This is a genomic window from Providencia heimbachae ATCC 35613 (assembly GCF_001655055.1).
Lineage (GTDB): Bacteria > Pseudomonadota > Gammaproteobacteria > Enterobacterales > Enterobacteriaceae > Providencia > Providencia heimbachae.
The window spans coordinates 114,540-132,597 of the sequence record NZ_LXEW01000010.1; the positions used below are offsets into that span (position 1 = coordinate 114,540).

Below are 18,058 nucleotides of genomic sequence, written 5' to 3' on the forward strand. Positions count from 1 at the left end.
CACCATATTTGCTATAAAAATTGAAAAAATTGACACAAACGAGCAAAAAAATATTTATGACTTATCTATTATTAACAATGTAGTGTTTATTCCTTTTTGATCCTCCTTCTCTCTCTCCAGTAGAAGGAGTTTTTTTTCTTTATTTAAACTCCTCATTCTTAGTCTTCAACAAAAAAGCCCATACAAAACCTACGTACGGGCTGATTTTACCTAATGTTTAATAATATAAAAACTGTGGCTATATGCGACATCTTCAGGGTTATTTATCGGATACCCTTTTAACCAAGGCTTAATTAATCGTGCATTGGTGTATTGATAAATTGGCGCTATTGGTGCATTTTGTGCAATTAACGCTTCGGCTTGGTTATAGTAGTTATTACGCAGCTCTTCGTTAGTTTCAATGCTTGCAGAAGAAAGGATTTGATCGTATTGCTGGCTACTAAATTTAGGAATATTACCACTGTGTTGTGATGTTAATAACGATAAAAAAGTAGAAGGCTCGTTAAAATCACCTATCCAAGATGCACGGATAACATCGAAATTACCCGTATTACGACTGTCGATATATGTTTTCCATTCTTGGTTAATCAGTTTTACCTGCACACCCAATTTTTTCTTCCACATTGATGCAACTGCAATCGCTATTTTTTGATGATTTTCAGAACTGTTATACAGCAATGTTAATTCTAATGGGTTATGTACTCCATAGCCTGCAGCATGTAGCAATACTTTAGCTTGTTGATCTAATTCTTTTTGTGAATAGCTATTATATAGCCCCTTTTTAGGTTTAAAGCCTGCGGTTACATCCGGTGTAAAATAATAAGCAGGTTTTTCACCTGTGCCTAATACCTTGCTCGCGATCAATTGGCGGTCAATGGTCATCGACAGTGCTTTACGGACTCTAACATCATCAGTGGGTGCGCTTTGAGTATTAAAAGCATAATAATAAGTACCTAGTTGATCAGGCGTAAAAACTTCATTAGGAATATCTTTTAATAATTTCTGGTAACGTTGCTTTGGGAATGATTCTGTAATATCTAAATCACCCGCTAAATAACGATTAGTGGCATGTGATTCTTGATTAATCGGAACAAAAGTCACTTTAGTGATCACCGTATTTTTATGATCCCAATAATATGGATTTGCCGTTAAAACAATTTTTTCATTTACCACTCTATCTGAAAGCACAAAAGCACCATTACCCACCAAATTCCCTACTTTTATCCAATCTGTGCCAATTTTTTCAACGGTGTCCTTGTGTACAGGAAATAAACTAAAATTTGCAGTGAGTGATGGGAAATAAGGTACAGGCCTATTAAGAACTATTTTTAGCGTTTGTGAATCAATAGCCTCAACACCTAATTGTTCTGGGGGCAATTTTCCATCAATAATATCTTGAGCATTATTAATTCCGGCAAGCGCAGCAAACCAAGCAAATGGAGATGTATTACTCGGTGTAACCAACCGACGCCAGCTATAAACAAAGTCTTCTGCTGTCACAGCATCACCATTTGACCAGCGTGTATCAGGACGTAATTTAAACGTCCAAACTCGGTTATCTACTGTATCCCAGCTCAGTGCCACACCTGCAATTGGCTTGCCTTCACCATCTTGATTGACAAGTCCTTCGAATAAATCACGCATAACCTGCGCTTCCGTCAGGCCTACCGACTTTATTGGGTCAAGGGACGCCGGTTCATCTTTTAAATGCCGAGTCACTTCTTGTTTTGTTGCTAAGACGGTTCCCGCAGGGATAACAGCACAAATAGCCGGTGAAGCAATAAAAATTGAAGCAAATAATACAGTTAAAGAAGCAAATGAAGGTTTATGCATTTTATTTTTTCTATCTTATTAAAAAAGAAAGTTAGCCCAATATTTTACATGTGATTGTTATGAAAATTAGCTTAATATTTATTTTTAAAGCAAAATTACGATAAATTCCACAGTAATTTTTTGTGTTAAATTAGAATTTGATCCCACTTAATCATATGCCTTCATTTGTTAAAAATCCATATGCACGCTTTAATTTATGCATAAATTAAAGATTTTCAACAAATTTATTAGTTAAATAAATTCAATAGATTAGCTCGATTTTTCTTGTTTTTTATAATCTCGGGTTCAATCAATCATTTAATTTAATAACGGAAATGAACTAACCATAAAGAAATGGATGCACAGAAAGGACATTTTGTTACACTGGGTAAGGTTAATTACAGCCATACATAATAAAAAGTATCTCTTCTAACAAAAATTATCAGTTGTATACTGACCTGATGTAGACGCTAATACACCCATAATACATTTACTGTATTAGCATTGCAGAGCTACCTATACTAGGGACCCTAGAGGTATATTAACTTGTCATCTTAGTATAATTCGAATTATTTTGAATATTGCGTTAGGATTACAGATATTCAACATAAATTTTGGTCAATATTAGAACGTCAAAACCAGAGAAAGTCTGGCCTAAACGGGGTCATAGCCTTAAGATCGCATAGGGCTTTACTCAAGAAATAGTTTAAGCCACCACTGACTCATAAATAAATGGGAGAAAAATTTATGTCACAAACAGTTAAGCTAAAAGGCACTGACATCACTGTTAACGGTGTGTTCTTGCAAGCTAGTGTTCAAGCTAAAGATTTTACACTAACCACGAAAGATCTCAGTGATGTATCTCTTGAGGCTTACAAAGGTAAGCGTAAAATTTTAAATATCTTTCCAAGTGTTGATACGGGCGTATGTGCTGCATCTGTTCGTAAATTTAATCAACTCGCTAGTGAATTGGAAAATGCGGTTGTTCTGTGTATTTCTGCAGATTTACCTTTCGCTCAAGCACGTTTTTGTGGTGCTGAAGGTCTGGATAACGTAGTCACTTTATCAACATTCCGCAGCGCATCTTTCGCAAACGACTATGGTGTTGCCATTGCAAGCGGTCCACTTAAAGGGCTAACTGCACGTTCTGTTGTTGTGTTAGATGAAAATGATCATGTGATTTATAGCCAATTGGTTCCAGAAATCACTGAAGAACCTGATTATGAAAAAGCCCTCAATAGCTTGAAGTAATCCATGAATAGCAGTCAGTTTTCTGGCTGCTATTTTCATTAAAATTAGTCAACGTGTGCCCAATAAAGCAGGTTATGATTTTTAGCATTTACCACATTCGCAAATAATTTATTATCGCTCATCATACTGATTAATGAATGTGAGAGTGTGCTTAGTATTTTTAAGGCTTGCTCCTGCGTCACAGGACAGCAAGAGGTTAGAATATCAATAATTAAGTCCCTTGGTTTAACACCATTCTTAACCAGTGCCTCCCACGTAAAACGATTTTTTTTCGCTAAGTATTTTACCGCTGCTTTATTCATTAAATAAAGCTCAGCAGCCGATGCCGCAGACTCGAACATATCATTTTTGTAATAGCACTGCTTCATATACTCTCGAAGCTTAAGGTTTACAATAAAATTAATAGTAAATTGTTCCATTGCAGCTCCTTGTAGGTATCAAACCAATACTGCGATACTAATATTTAAATAATCAAGGTGTTATATACTCGAGATAATTCAGCTTTCCGACAAGTAACTAAAGGATAAACTGCTTGATTATATCAATAGACCCTATCCTCTATATAGCAGGAATAATTACTTATTAGCAATAATATTATTGTGGTTTTGTCGATATACCCAAAAATAAAAAGGTTATGACATAATTTTCTCATAACCTTATTTAAATTATTTTTAAAATATCAATTTTTTGAATATTAATCAGGAAAATGCCTAATTTAATGAGCGCGCCATTTTCATATTACTTAATCCTGCTCTTTTTTAGCGCTCAACCCATATTCTCTTAATTTATTGGCAATCGCGGTATGCGATATATCGAGACGTTTAGCGAGTTTACGTGTACTCGGATAATCACGATACAAACGCGATAGAACAGATGCTTCATAACGCTTCGTTATTTCATCCAAAGATCCATTTAATGAATCTAGTGCTATATTAGGCGTATTGACGACATCAGGTAGTTGAATATTATCAGCATCAAGAATATTGCCATCAAGCTGCATTAATCCTTGATACAATGCATTACGTAACTGCCTCACGTTTCCTGGCCAATAATAACGCCCTAGCGATTCAAGAAGCGATGGCGCAATCTTAGGCTCTTCTATATTCAATTCTTTGGAGAAATTACTCACAAAGACTTTTGTTAAAGGAAGAATATCCTCTTTACGCTCACGTAGAGGTGGAATTGTTAGCGTTAATACGTTCAGACGATAATAGAGATCTTCCCGGAATTTCTTTTCGGCAACCAGTTCAGGTAAGTTTTTTTGTGTTGCACAAATGACTCGGACATTAACATTAACTTCGCGTTCTTCGCCAACTCTTCGGAATGTACCATCATTAAGAAAACGCAGTAATTTTATTTGCATTTGTGGCGACATTTCAGCAATTTCATCCAGTAAAACGGTGCCGCCATTTGCCTGCTCAAAAAAACCTTTTTTACCTTCAATCGCATTAGGATACGCCCCCGCGGCATAACCAAACAGTTCACTTTCCACAACATCATCAGGCATCGATGCACAATTAAGCCCAAGGAATGGTGCGTTACCTCGCGTACTATGTAAATGACACGCTTTTGCTAGAATATCTTTCCCTGTTCCCGTCTCACCGACTAACAATAACGGTTCATCCAACATTGCGACTCGTTTTGCCCGCTCAACAACTTGTGCCATTACAGGGCTCTGTGCGATGATTTGTTCAAATCCACTATTATCAACTTCAACAACTTGTTGGCGTTGTTTTTCGAGGATCGCCGATGATTTTAATAATAAAACGGCACCTGTACAGTGTGACTTCCCATTTTCATCAGCCAAAATAATGGGCGTAACTTGCATTAAATAGTCTTGGTTTTTAACCAAAACCCTTTCGGTATAAGGCTCAGGAGACTCACTTTCAAACCAACGCACTAGCCCGTGATTACTAATTAATTGTGAAAATGTTTTTTGCCTTATTTTCATCTCATCGAAACCAAATAATTGCAATGTCATTGGATTGACAAGTTCAATATTTAATTTGTTATCAATCGATAAGACGGGCTCTGGAAATGAATTCAATAGCGCCCATACCGCTTTATGCTCACGCTCCGATGGCATAAAAAATATTCGCCGAACATCCATAACACCATTAATTCGCCGAATTTCTGCCATTAAAGTACTAAAAACCTCAAAATCAACGGGCGTGAAATTGAGATATATTTTACGTTCTACAGAAATTTCGATCCCTTTTAAGTCAATGTTTTGTAGGACTAAGAGGTCGAGCAATTCACGCGTTAGACCTATTCGGTCTTGGCAAGTTACTTCAAGGCGCATGACAGGAACCTTTATGGGAAGAAGATTGAATAGTAGTATTTTAGCGCCAAATAGTTTTGGAATACAGCTTTTGTGTCACATATTGTTGACAGTGTGAGGAGTGTTTATCCTATGAAGCACTTATTCACAAAAATTTTATCTTTTCATAAGGTAATGGTGAAAAAATCACAGGAATTAATTGATAAGATAGGAGGATGAATCAAGCTGTCAACTCATCCTGCCAGTTATTTTTACATTGATGATTTATCTTGCTTACTCGGCATCGCATTTTTTAGCTGGCTAATTAGCTGACGACGAAAGTCGGCTAATCTCGGTTTATCTTCTATCCACGGTAAAGGACGACACAATTCCATCGCCTTAATTCCAAGCCTTGCGGTTAATAAGCCAGCCCCAATCCCTTGCGCCGCACGGGTTGATAAACGTGCCGTAATATCCTGAGACAGCCAATCCATTCCGACTTCACGAATAAGCTCTGATGCCCCTGCAAAGGCAATATTAATCAATACCATACGAAACAACCGAATACGGCTATAGTAACCTAATTCAATACCGTAAATAGCGGCAATACGGTTAATTAAACGAATATTGCGCCAAGCAATAAAGGCCATATCGACAATGGCTAACGGGCTCACCGCTATCATTAACGCCGATTCAGCAGAAGAGCGGCTAATCTCTTTTCGTGCTTGCTCATCAAGAATCGGTTGTACAAGTTTGCTATATAATTCAAGTATTTCACGGTCATTATGAGAGTCATGAATTGTAGCTTGCCAGCGTTGAATTGCGGGATGCTGCGGTGAAAGTGCCGATTGCTTTGCCAGCTTTTCACAAAAAACTTTCCCTTTCCCCATGCCATGACTATGTAGCAATTCCCGAGCAAAATCACGCTCTTGAGCCCTTTCCCTTAATCTATATAAACGCCGCCACTCTGCTGCAATAGAACCAACACCCGCGACGACAATCAAACCTCCGGCGGCGGCTGTACCGAGTGCTGTCCAATCTTGCGTTATCCATGACTGATGGATCCAAATGCCTAATTGGGCAACAACACTAATCCCGAATATGCCTGCTGCGGTTGTCACCAATTTACGCCAAAAACTTCGCTTAGGCTTTAATGCATCATTAATAAGGCTTTCAACTTCACCCTCTTGGCTATCTTGTTCTGCTTCAATATCAACTGGGACAAATTTTTCTAGCTCTTTTTCATCAAAGAGCTGGGCTTTTTTGAGTTTTTCAGTTTGTTCTGCATTATGACCATCTACAAAAATAACCCGCTGCTTCAGAGGTTCACTCATTTCAATTTATCTCCCAATAAAAACTCAAGAGCGCTGTCCATTCGAATGTGAGGTAATGGCTGATCTAGCGGTATTGGTCGCGGTCTAAAATTTTCAAACTGAAAACCTTGCTGCTGCCAAAATTGCTCATTCGGTAACCTTTTAGGGACGTCTCCTGGGTAAAATGTCATTGCTTGGCCATCATTTAATCGATAGCCTTTTAGCGCAGGAAGCTTGTCACCTTTATAGTCAACGATACCATTTTCTGTTGCTTGAATAGATGCAAGCCCGGCGCAATCCATGCTAATGCCTTCAAACGCTGCGTTTTGCCATGCTTCTTGCACTAATTGCTGTAACAATGAAACTAAGTTCGCATGTTGATCCGGTGTGACATGGTCGGCTTTACTCGCGGCGAACAATAGCTTATCAATACAGGGTGAAAACATACGTCTTAATAATGTGCGTTTTCCATAATGAAAACTGCGCATTAATTGCGTCAATGCCATTCTCATATCATTAAATGCATCAGGGCCACTATTTAGCGGTTGTAAGCAATCAACCAGTACAATTTGTCTATCAAAACGCTGAAAATGGTCTTTATAAAACCCCTTAACCACATGTTCACAATAATATTGATAGCGACTCTGTAATGCACCTATATTGGTATTTTTACCCGCTTGAGTGAGTTTTTTCTCACCCTGTTTTTCAATATTAGGCCAAGGGAAAAATTGCAGTGCTGGCGCACCGGCAAGTTCACCGGGTAAAACAAAACGTCCCGGTTGAATAAAATGCTGCCCTTGCGATTTGCACTCTTGCAAATAACGCGTATAAGCATCTGATATTTCGGCTAACAAGTTTTCATCCACCGGTGCAAGCGGATCACATTTTTCACAAAGTTGCAGCCATTCATTGGCTAAATGGGCTCGTTGCCCTTTTAACAATACGTTCATTTGCCCAGACCAAGCCAAATAGCTTAAATCAAGCATAGGCAAATCGAGTAACCATTCACCGGGGTAATCGACTATCTCAACATAAAGAGAAGAGTTGTCGACAAAATGACGTAAAAAAGAATCTTCAGAGCGATAATGTAATTTTAGCCTAATCTCACTAACGCCACGCGTTGGCGTCGGCCATTCAGGTGGCGAGCCATAGAGTGAAGCAATACCTTCATCATATGCAAAACGTGGAACGGATAAATCACGATGAGGAATGCGTTTAACCCCTAAAATACGTTTATCCCTTGCCGCTGAAAATAGCGGAAGACGCGCACCGGCGTTGACATTGAGAAGTTGGTTGACGAGAGAAGTAATAAACGCCGTTTTTCCGCTACGACTTAGTCCTGTTACTGCTAGCCTAACATGGCGATCTACACTACGGTTCACCAAATCAGTCAATTCATTTTGCAGCCGTTTCATGGTTCTCCCACTGTATTAATACTGTGATTACTTTCTTTAATATAAACCAGAATTTAGCATAAATCAGATGTATAACGCTTTTGGTGGCGTAAATTTTACTGTTTTTGTTTGGCTACACCAAAAGAACCCATTACAAATGCGTTATCGGGTCATTCGCTTCGTGAGATAACTGAGTAACCATTTACTACTGAGAATCTTGATAAGCTTAGCAAAAATACCGCCAGGCCCATAAGTAATTAATAATGTTAAAAGGATTTTTAATCCTTTATTCACGGCCATTTTTTTAGCTTGTCGCTTAAGCCTCTTTTTTGCGTTTATTTGCATTACTTACCACCTGATGGGGATAATAAAAACAGAGGGAATACGGCTATAGACCCTATTCCCATAAATGTGATGGCTATCCCAGTGAGACTTTAAATTCGCATGGTTGACTGTACTTATTCGCACTCTCACCTTGCTTATACGACTGATTATTTTGTCGTCTGTATATACCCACTTAGAGGTCACGAAATTTACTGTTTACAGTGTAAGTATCAGAGGTTACATAGCGCTCAATTTGTCTTAATTTCATTTCGCCAGCCTTGAGCTGTGAGTCAATTTGGTTAAACAGTGAATTCACTTCAGGCCCAATATCTTTCTCTGCTCGATAACCACTTGGCGCGGTTTCAACGACGAAACACATGACAACATACAAAATTAGCGTAATACCAAAGCTCATAAATAGGGCTAATACCGTTAACGCCCTGACCAAAGCAACCGGCACATCTAAATATTCTGCAATACCAGAACAGACACCGCCAAAAACGCGTCGGTCAGTCAAACGATAAAGCTTACGGTTGCGCAAATTAGTCATTATTTTTGCCTCCAATTTGGATGTTCCGCATCCAAAATATCTTCCAGTGTTTTAATGCGTTGCTGCATACGAGATGATTGCTCGGCTAACTGCATCAAACGCTGCACTTCATTATCAGTAAGCTGGCTCCCCTGCCCATTATTTTTTTTGCTGTAGTGAAGCCACAGCCAAATCGGCAGAACAAATATGAGAAAAATTATTAATACGAGAGACAGAAAAACATAGCCCATCACATTTCCTTATACATATGGTTAGCTAATCCATCGCACTGGCGCAATCATAAAATTGCGCCTTGTGCGTCAAAAATCATTCAACAATTACTGGTCTTTGTTTATTTTAGCCTTAAGTGCAGCTAACTGCGCGCTAATTTCATCATCCGCTTTCAATTCTGCAAATTGTTGATCCAACGATTTTTGTTTCCCTATACCATAACTTTGAGCCTCACCTTCCATGTGGTCGATGCGACGCTCAAATTGTTCAAAACGTGCCAAAGCTTCATCTAATTTACCGCTATCTAATTGACGGCGGACATTACGGCTAGATTGTGCGGCTTCCATACGAACCGTCATTGACTGTTGTTTTGCACGCGTTTCAAGTAATTTATTTTCTAACTCGGTGATTTCACCTTTTAAACGCACCAATGTTTCATCAACAATGATAAGTTCATGTTTCAAGGTATCAACCATTGCACTGACTTTTTGCTTTTCAATCAATGCAGCACGAGCCAACTCTTCTTTGTCTTTAACTAAAGCGAGCTCGGCTTTTTCTTGCCATTGCTCCACTTGTTTTACGCCCATTTCAATACGGCGCTCTAAGCCTTTTTTCTCAGCTAAGGTTCGTGCAGAAGTGGAGCGGATTTCAACTAACATATCTTCCATTTCCTGAATCATCAGGCGGATCATTTTTTGCGGATCTTCTGCTTTATCTAGCAGTGATGCGATATTTGCATTAATGATGTCGGCAAAACGTGAAAAAATACCCATTGTTTATGTCCTCTTGATGGATTTCATCATTCTGTAGAGCCTCAACCTGATTTTGGCTTCCCACCAACAACCTGATGCTCCGTTAAAGTTGCGTCTAACTACTTCGTTATTGATTAACTACAACAAGAATATAGCAATCAACGTGCCAACTTTTCAGATAAAATGTAAATCATTGATAATAAATAAAAAAAATATTATTTTTGTTTATCTTCATTTTGCTCTATAGTTTTATAATGGCAATATTAACCAATATATGGTAAAAAAAACCATGAAAAACACCAACGATACTATTCTAGGCGTTTCAAGTAACTTTCTTGATGTTCTTGAAAGAACTTCTGAGCTTGCCCAGCTCAATAAACCCATACTGGTTATCGGTGAACGAGGCACCGGAAAAGAGCTCATCGCTGACCGTTTACACTATTTATCACCTCGCTGGCAAGAAGCCTTTATCTCTCTCAATTGCAGTGGGCTCAATGAGAATTTACTGGATTCTGAATTATTTGGACATGAAGCGGGGTCATTTACAGGTGCTCAAAAACGCCACCAAGGCCGATTTGAGCGGGCGGATAAAGGCACGTTGTTCCTTGATGAATTGGCAACTGCACCCATGTCAGTTCAAGAAAAATTACTGCGCGTTATTGAATATGGCGAGTTAGAACGTGTCGGCGGAAGCCAATCACTGCGCGTGAATGTACGTCTAATCTGTGCGACAAATGCCAATCTACCAGAACTCGCTAAGCAAGGACGTTTTAGAGCTGATTTATTAGATAGACTCGCTTTTGAAGTGATCCGTATCCCACCTTTACGAGAACGTTTACCCGATATCCTGTTATTAGCAGAGCACTTCGCCATTTTAATGTCCGGCGAGTTAAAGCGATCACATTTTAGTGGGTTCTCTGATAATGCACAAAAAGCACTCGAACAATATCAATGGCCAGGAAACGTCAGGGAACTAAAAAACGTTGTTGAACGCTCCGTCTACCGCCATGGTGATAATAACACCCCTGTTGACTCAATTATTTTCGACCCTTTTGGTGAGAAATTAGCTGAACTTTCATCACCAGTAACAACAAAGCAAGAAAGCGTCCCCCTTCTCCCCTCGCTACCTTGTGATTTACGCCAATGGCAACAAAATATCGAAAAACAATTAGTTCAAAATGCATTAATGAAAAGCTACTTTAACCAACGTAAAGCAGCCGAATCACTTTCACTCACTTACGATCAAATAAGGGGGTTAATTAAGAAACACCAAATCAACATTGAATTATAGCCAGTAAATTCACTTATTACTGATGGGAGTATTCTTGTATTTTCTAATAAGAAAAACAGAACACTCTCTTATTACTCATATTATTTGTTAATGACGAATTGAATTTTATTATTACTCTAATTTTGATGTTTTAATTATTAAATTCAATTTTTTATTGCTAAACATTTCATGATTAAAAATCAAAACATAGAATTCACAATACATATTTTTATATATTTAAAGTATTCAATCTGTTTTTTTAAATTTAATCCATTAAAAATAAATGTGATTTTAAATCATTTATAACTTTTACTCTCAGTTAAACTTCACTTTTAAATTAAATAAAAATTGAAATTATTAATTTAAAATCAATGAATTAAAAAATAACACACTAAAAAACTCAGTTCAATCTGTATCTTTTACTGAAGCGTTCTCTACTTATTAACTGTACTGATTGATACTATGAGAAAATGAAAAACAAAATAATTAAAAATAAAATTAAATATATTTTTTAATCTATTTATCACATAAAAACCTTACAAATTGACATAGATATCTACAGTGAAAAACATTATTTCATGCTATTTGTATTAATATTGTGTTAAGAAGCTAGAAACGAAGGGGAATTATGAAGAAAAATAATATATTAATGCTGTTTTTATTATTCATAGCGATACAACCCTATAGTCACGCTGAATCGATTATGAGAACTTTTTCTCACTGTGATGCTCAATTTTTTCAAAAAATAGATAAAACACCAAATCTAAAGGATGTTTCAACTGCGCTAAAAAAAAGAAAGACGAATAAACATGAGCCAATTACCGTTGACTTAAACTTTACCTTAAGTGATAAAATTATCTTTAACAAATTTATCGTAAGTCATACCGACTTTGATAAATATGATGATTTTACCTATATGGGAATGAGAGGGCAGTACTATTTTTGGGGATTTGAAACAACTCAAAGCCTTAAAGAAGTTATTGCCTATACATCAAAAAGGATCAGTATTATAAAGGTAGGTAATAATTACATTTATTCTCCGATGATCCGTCATGATTTAAACGATGATTGGGTCTTTAACAAGCTTGCAGCGGGGAGCTACAACCTTGAGCCAAATGCAGCTGAAAAAATGATGATCATTGAACCTGATGAACGCCGAGGTGTAGTACGTTTCCTATGTACACTACAAGGGAATGTGACTGCTGAAGATTTGAAATTTGTCGGCTTAGAATAATCTGGTGCTATCGCGGCTTAGCTTACCACTCAAAAAAAAAGCCAGCACCCATGCTGGCTATTAAAATAACACTGGAAGCAATGTGAGCAATGTCATGCCTGTCAACAAAAGCAGTCTGCTTAAGTGACAAAGCGAATGATAATAGTTATCAGTACCTTTTGTAAAGCCATTTAATGCGATATTTTCCCATTAAAATACAACCGTTTGATTACTAATCATATTAAAGCTAAATTTATTATTATTCACACCCATTTTTTTGCTATTTCAAACAAATTATCTCGCTTATTTTTGCTTGTACCCCTCCATACCATTTTTACGCTACAATAAGTCAATTCAGGTTAACGATATCAGTGCTATGCGCCTACTTACTCTTTGGTTTTTATTTACTGTTTCTCTATCAGCTTATCCCCTTGAATCGGATATAAGTTACAAAGACACTATTGCCAATGACGTCCCGGCAGATATTCGCCAAAAGGGCTTTATCTACTGCGTGAATGGTATTGTGACCACTTTCAATCCACAGTTAGTCAGTAATGGGTTAATTATTGATCCACTCAGTGCTCAAATTTATGACCGTTTACTTGATGTCGACCCTTTTACTTATCGATTAGTCCCTGAATTGGCATCGCGTTGGGAAGTTTTGGATAATGGTGCAACCTACCGCTTACACCTCAGAAAAGACGTAAAATTTCAAGATACGCCTTGGTTTACCTCGACCCGCAAAATGAATGCAGATGATGTGGTTTTCAGCTTTGCCCGCATGTTTGAAGTCAATAACCCATATCATTATATTAATGGTGGCCGCTATCCTTATTTTGATAGCTTACAATTTGCCGATAGCGTTCAAAGCATTCGAAAAATTAATGACTACACGGTGGAATTTCGCTTAAATTCCCCGGACGCCTCTTTTTTATGGCATTTAGCAACCCATTATGCCCCGGTTCTTTCTGCCGAATATGCCGACCACCTTTCCCAAATTAACCGCCAAGAAATGATTGACTGGCGGCCTGTGGGAACAGGCCCTTTCTACTTAGATGATTACCAAGCAGGCCAATTTGTTCGTTTACTGCGAAATGACCATTACTGGAAAGGACAACCCCGTATGGAGGAGGTTGTAGTAGACATGGGTGCGGGTGGTACAGGCCGGATCTCTAAATTATTAACAGGGGAATGTGATGTACTCGCCTACCCTGCCGCAAGCCAATTAAAAGTTTTACGTGATGACCCTCGGTTACGTATTTCAATGCGTTCAGGTATGAATATTGCCTACCTTGCGTTTAATACCAATAAGCCACCTTTAAATAAACTGGAAGTCCGTCAGGCAATTGCTTATGCAATTAATAATGAACGTTTGATGCAATCGATCTATTACGGAACAGCAGAAACAGCTGCATCAATCCTCCCGAGAGCTTCTTGGGCCTATGATAATCAAGCTAAAATTACTGACTATAACCCTGAATTATCTAAAAAAATGCTGCAAGAGATGGGGCTAGAGAACCTTAAACTTGATCTCTGGGTGCCAATTGCGTCCCAGTCCTATAACCCAAGTCCACTTAAAATGGCTGAATTAATCCAAGCTGATTTAGCCCAAGTGGGAATTGTTATGAATATTCGTTCTGTTGAAGGTCGGTTTCAAGAAAACCAATTAATGGATCGTTCCCATGATATGACGCTAGCCGGTTGGGCAACTGACAGCAATGACCCTGACAGTTTTTTTCGTCCATTACTGAGTTGTGCCGCTATCGGTTCCCAAACTAATCTAAGTCATTGGTGCGATCCGAACTTTGATGAGGTATTACATAAAGCACTACTCACACAGCAGCTTGCCTCACGTATCGATTATTATCATGAGGCACAACAGATATTAGGCGAAAATTTACCGATACTCCCACTCGCGTACTCTTTACGTTTACAAGCTTATCGTTATGATATGAAAGGACTCGTTATTAGCGCCTTTGGCAATGCTTCGTTTGCCGGTGTTTATCGTGAAATGGAAAAAATTAACGCCCCTATCCCTAAAAAGCAGGAGCAACAGCCATGATTATTTATTCGTTGCGTCGCTTTCTACTTTTAATGGTGACGGTATTCTTTTTATCCTTAGTCAGCTTTAGCTTGAGTTACTTCACACCGAATGCGCCATTGAGCGGCGCATCCATGATTGATGCTTACCTGTTCTATTTTGATGGTCTATTGCACTTTGATTTTGGCGTATCCAGTATCAATGGTGAGCCCATTACGGAGCAATTAAAAGACACCTTCCCTGCTACCATGGAACTGTGTATTTTAGCTTTCCTTTTTGCACTGTTTGTCGGCATTCCCCTCGGTATGATCGCCGCATTTTGGCGCAATAAACCCGTTGATATCGCGATTAGCACTTTTGCTTTACTTGGATTTTCGATCCCTGTTTTTGTGCTTGCCTTAGTACTCACCTTATTTTTCTCATTACATCTTGGTTGGTTACCAGTCTCTGGCAGAATTGATTTGCTGTACAATTTAAAATCGGTAACGGGTTTTGCCTTAGTTGATGCGTGGCTTTCAGATTCTCCATATCGTAAAGAGATGATTATCAATGTGTTGGAGCATATGGTACTGCCTGTACTCACCCTTGCATTAGCCCCCACTACCGAAGTTATTCGCCTTGTTCGTAACAGTACCGAAGACATTACCAGTGCTAACTATGTAAAAGCCGCTGCAACGCGAGGATTATCTCGCCTTAAAATTATTCGTCGCCATATTTTTCATAATGCGATCCCCCCCATTATTCCTAAGCTTGGTTTACAATTCTCAACCATGCTGACCTTAACTATGGTGACAGAATTAGTATTTAACTGGCCCGGTCTTGGTCGATGGCTAGTAACAGCGGTGCGCCAGGAAGACTACTCGGCAATTTCTGCGGGTGTCATGCTTATTGGTGCTTTAGTGATTACGGTTAACGTATTGTCCGATATTTTAGGTGCCATAATGGACCCGCTAAAACATAAGGATTGGTATGTCCTCCGATAATTTTTATCGTGAACAAAAAATGCCATCTCCAACGCGGGTGGTCTGGAATCTATTCTCATCTGATATTCTTTCGATGGTGGGGTTTTTTGGTGTCTTATTATTATTAGTATTGTGTTTTATAGGCTCTTACCTTGCACCTTATGCTCTTGATCAACAATTTTTAGGGTATCAGCTAACCCCTCCATCATGGTCACACTATGGTGAGGTTGCCTTTTTCTTTGGAACCGATGATTTAGGCCGCGATATTCTTAGCCGACTATTAATTGGCGCTAAGTCTACATTTGGCTCTGCCCTATTAGTAACCTTTATCGCCACGGTTGTTGGTTTGGTTCTCGGTTGTCTTGCAGGAATGACTCGCGGATTAAAATCCGCCATATTTAACCATGTTCTCGATACGTTGCTTTCCATACCATCATTACTACTGGCAATTATTGTTGTCGCTTTCATGGGTGCTAGCTTAGAAAATGCGATGCTTGCAATCTGCTTAGCCTTAATCCCGCGGATGGTCAGAACTATTTATGTGGCTGTTCATGATGAGTTAGATAAAGAATATATCGTCGCTGCCCGTCTTGATGGCGCCTCAAATGTTTTTATTTTATGGTATACCGTACTGCCAAATATTACGCCAATACTAGTAACAGAACTGACTCGAGCCTTTTCTATTGCCATATTAGATATCGCGGCTTTAGGCTTTCTTGACCTTGGGGCGCAGCTTCCTTCATCTGAATGGGGTGCAATGTTAGGCGATACTTTAGAGTTGATCTATGTCGCGCCATGGACGGTTATTTTACCCGGTGTTGCCATTATGATCAGCGTACTGTTCGTCAATTTATTAGGTGATGGGCTGCATCGTGCCATCAATGCGGGGGTTGAATAATGCCACTGTTAGACATCCGCAATTTAACCATTGAATTTATGACCGCCAACGGCCCGGTAAAGGCTGTTGACCGTGTTTCCATGACATTATCTGAAGGTGAGGTTCGCGGCCTTGTAGGTGAGTCTGGTTCAGGTAAAAGCCTGATCGCTAAAGCTATCTGCGGTGTAACAAAAGATAATATCCGCGTTACTGCCGACCGGTTTCGTTTTCAAGATATTGACCTGTTAAAACTGAGCCCACGTAAACGCCGTAAGCTTATTGGTCATAATATTTCAATGATCTTTCAAGAACCTCAATCTTGTCTTGATCCTTCAGCTGCTATCGGCAAACAGTTGATTCAATCAATTCCAGGTTGGACATTCAAAGGTCGCTGGTGGCAACGTTTTAATTGGCGTAAACGTCGTGCTATCGAGCTGTTACACCGTGTTGGTATTAAAGATCACAAAGATATCATGCTCAGCTACCCCTATGAGCTTACCGATGGCGAATGTCAAAAGGTGATGATAGCAATTGCCATCGCCAACCAACCACGCTTATTGATTGCCGATGAACCCACCAATGCGATGGAATCAACCACTCAAGCCCAAATATTTCGCTTGTTAGATAAGTTGAATCAAAACAATAATATGAGTATCTTGCTGATCAGTCATGATATGGAAATGATGTCAAAATTAGTTGACCGTATTAACGTACTTTATTGTGGCCAAACGGTTGAAAGTGCGACACCTACAGATATATTACAGCGCCCTCGTCATCCGTATACCCAAGCGCTGATCCGCTCGATACCTGATTTCGAAAGCCCTATCCCACATAAAGGTAGACTCAATACGTTACCGGGCGCTATTCCATCCCTCGAACATCTGCCTATCGGGTGCCGCCTTGGTCCACGCTGCCCCTATGCCCAGCGTACTTGTATTGTTGCGCCGCAACTGCGCAATATTAAAAACCATCTGGTTGCTTGTCATTACCCACTTAATACAGAGGAGCAATCATAATGGAGGCCTTGCTTGAAGTGCGCAATCTGACAAAAACTTTCCGCTTTCGCGAAGGTTTATTCCATCGCCATGAACTGCAAGCAGTTAAACCGCTCAGTTTTAATTTACAAGCAGGTCAAACCCTGGCCATTATTGGTGCCAATGGTTCAGGTAAATCAACACTCGCCCGTATGTTATCAGGCGTTGTCGAACCGAGTGGAGGGGAAATTTTGATCCGTGGTCATCGCTTAAACTTTGGCGATTATGGCTATCGTAGCCAGCGCATTCGTATGATATTTCAAGATCCCAGTACATCCCTTAATCCTCGTCAACGTATTGGACAGACACTTGAATTACCCTTAAAACTCAATACCGATTTAACCGGAATCGAGCGGGAAAGACGTATTATACAGACCCTTCGTCAGGTCGGTTTACTGCCCGATCATGCTGAATATTACCCGCATATGCTTGCTTCAGGACAAAAACAGCGGGTTGCGCTTGCTCGAGCACTTATATTACAGCCTGAAATTATTGTTGCAGATGAAGCGCTTGCATCATTAGACATGTCAATGCGTTCACAAATCATTAATCTAATGTTGGATTTACAGGCTAAGCACGATATCGCATTCATCTATGTAACTCAGCACTTGGGCATGATGAAACACATCAGCGATAAAATGTTGGTGATGGAAAAAGGTGAAGTTGTCGAACGAGGAAATACCGCAGAGGTGCTCGCCGCACCTCTTCATGATGTGACTCGCAAATTAATTGAAAGTCACTTTGGCGAACCCCTCTCCATTGATGCTTGGCGACAAGATTTATAGGCGTGTTTGC

16 protein-coding genes are annotated in these 18,058 nt (G+C 39.2%); 8 read left to right on the top strand and 8 right to left on the bottom strand.

The features are described 5' to 3' along the window. Positions 1-210: 210 nt before the first annotated feature. The gene (locus M998_RS02370; RefSeq protein ID WP_068907349.1) at positions 211-1,833 is read right to left on the bottom strand and encodes a peptide ABC transporter substrate-binding protein; all 1,623 of its coding nucleotides are present in this window, start codon (positions 1,831-1,833) and stop codon (positions 211-213) included. 726 nt (positions 1,834-2,559) lie between these two features. Here M998_RS02370 and tpx point away from each other — a divergent pair. Then, positions 2,560-3,063 carry a thiol peroxidase gene (gene tpx, locus M998_RS02375; RefSeq protein ID WP_068907351.1) on the top strand — a complete coding sequence of 168 codons (504 nt, stop codon included), beginning with the start codon at positions 2,560-2,562 and terminating at the stop codon, positions 3,061-3,063. A 44-nt stretch (positions 3,064-3,107) separates the two neighbouring features. On the opposite strand, the gene M998_RS02380 is transcribed toward tpx, so the two are convergent. The 7 genes from M998_RS02380 to pspA form a co-directional block, all read right to left on the bottom strand. Further along, positions 3,108-3,482 carry an ATP-binding protein gene (locus M998_RS02380; protein ID WP_068443269.1) on the bottom strand — a complete coding sequence of 125 codons (375 nt, stop codon included), beginning with the start codon at positions 3,480-3,482 and terminating at the stop codon, positions 3,108-3,110. 323 nt (positions 3,483-3,805) lie between these two features. Beyond that, complete coding sequence (tyrR, locus tag M998_RS02385; RefSeq protein ID WP_068907353.1) at positions 3,806-5,365, bottom strand: transcriptional regulator TyrR; 1,560 nt, start codon at positions 5,363-5,365, stop codon at positions 3,806-3,808. Positions 5,366-5,595: 230 nt separating this feature from the next. After that, positions 5,596-6,657 carry a YcjF family protein gene (locus tag M998_RS02390; protein WP_068907354.1) on the bottom strand — a complete coding sequence of 354 codons (1,062 nt, stop codon included), beginning with the start codon at positions 6,655-6,657 and terminating at the stop codon, positions 5,596-5,598. Next, positions 6,654-8,051 carry a YcjX family GTP-binding protein gene (locus M998_RS02395; RefSeq protein ID WP_068443261.1) on the bottom strand — a complete coding sequence of 466 codons (1,398 nt, stop codon included), beginning with the start codon at positions 8,049-8,051 and terminating at the stop codon, positions 6,654-6,656. Before M998_RS02395 ends, M998_RS02390 begins: the two co-directional genes overlap by 4 nt. Before the next feature lie 496 nt (positions 8,052-8,547). Further along, on the bottom strand, positions 8,548-8,904 hold the full coding sequence (gene pspC, locus M998_RS02405) for an envelope stress response membrane protein PspC (protein WP_068907356.1): 357 nt from the start codon (positions 8,902-8,904) through the stop codon (positions 8,548-8,550). Beyond that, positions 8,904-9,134: an envelope stress response membrane protein PspB gene (pspB, locus tag M998_RS02410; RefSeq protein ID WP_068443253.1), complete on the bottom strand. Its 231-nt coding sequence runs from the start codon at positions 9,132-9,134 to the stop codon at positions 8,904-8,906. The genes pspC and pspB overlap by 1 nt, the downstream gene beginning before the upstream one ends. A gap of 87 nt (positions 9,135-9,221) precedes the next feature. After that, positions 9,222-9,887 (bottom strand): phage shock protein PspA, encoded by a 666-nt coding sequence (gene pspA, locus M998_RS02415; protein WP_068443250.1) that lies wholly within the window; start codon positions 9,885-9,887, stop codon positions 9,222-9,224. Positions 9,888-10,155: 268 nt separating this feature from the next. Between pspA and pspF the strand changes: the two genes are divergently transcribed. The 7 genes from pspF (at position 10,156) to sapF (ending at position 18,048) form a co-directional block, all read left to right on the top strand. Continuing rightward, the gene (gene pspF / locus M998_RS02420) at positions 10,156-11,157 is read left to right on the top strand and encodes a phage shock protein operon transcriptional activator (RefSeq protein ID WP_068443247.1); all 1,002 of its coding nucleotides are present in this window, start codon (positions 10,156-10,158) and stop codon (positions 11,155-11,157) included. Between the two features lie 607 nt (positions 11,158-11,764). Next, complete coding sequence (locus M998_RS02425; RefSeq protein WP_068907358.1) at positions 11,765-12,370, top strand: hypothetical protein; 606 nt, start codon at positions 11,765-11,767, stop codon at positions 12,368-12,370. Positions 12,371-12,725: 355 nt separating this feature from the next. After that, positions 12,726-14,411, top strand: coding sequence for an ABC transporter substrate-binding protein SapA (gene sapA / locus M998_RS02430; RefSeq protein WP_068443240.1), 1,686 nt, complete (start codon positions 12,726-12,728; stop codon positions 14,409-14,411). Continuing rightward, positions 14,408-15,373 carry a putrescine export ABC transporter permease SapB gene (gene sapB / locus M998_RS02435; protein ID WP_068907359.1) on the top strand — a complete coding sequence of 322 codons (966 nt, stop codon included), beginning with the start codon at positions 14,408-14,410 and terminating at the stop codon, positions 15,371-15,373. Before sapA ends, sapB begins: the two co-directional genes overlap by 4 nt. Further along, complete coding sequence (sapC, locus tag M998_RS02440) at positions 15,360-16,250, top strand: putrescine export ABC transporter permease SapC (protein ID WP_068443233.1); 891 nt, start codon at positions 15,360-15,362, stop codon at positions 16,248-16,250. Before sapB ends, sapC begins: the two co-directional genes overlap by 14 nt. Continuing rightward, positions 16,250-17,245, top strand: a complete 996-nt coding sequence (gene sapD / locus M998_RS02445; RefSeq protein ID WP_068443230.1) for a putrescine export ABC transporter ATP-binding protein SapD — start codon at positions 16,250-16,252, stop codon at positions 17,243-17,245. The genes sapC and sapD overlap by 1 nt, the downstream gene beginning before the upstream one ends. Further along, positions 17,245-18,048, top strand: coding sequence for a putrescine export ABC transporter ATP-binding protein SapF (sapF, locus tag M998_RS02450; RefSeq protein ID WP_068443228.1), 804 nt, complete (start codon positions 17,245-17,247; stop codon positions 18,046-18,048). The genes sapD and sapF overlap by 1 nt, the downstream gene beginning before the upstream one ends. Positions 18,049-18,058: the final 10 nt, after the last annotated feature.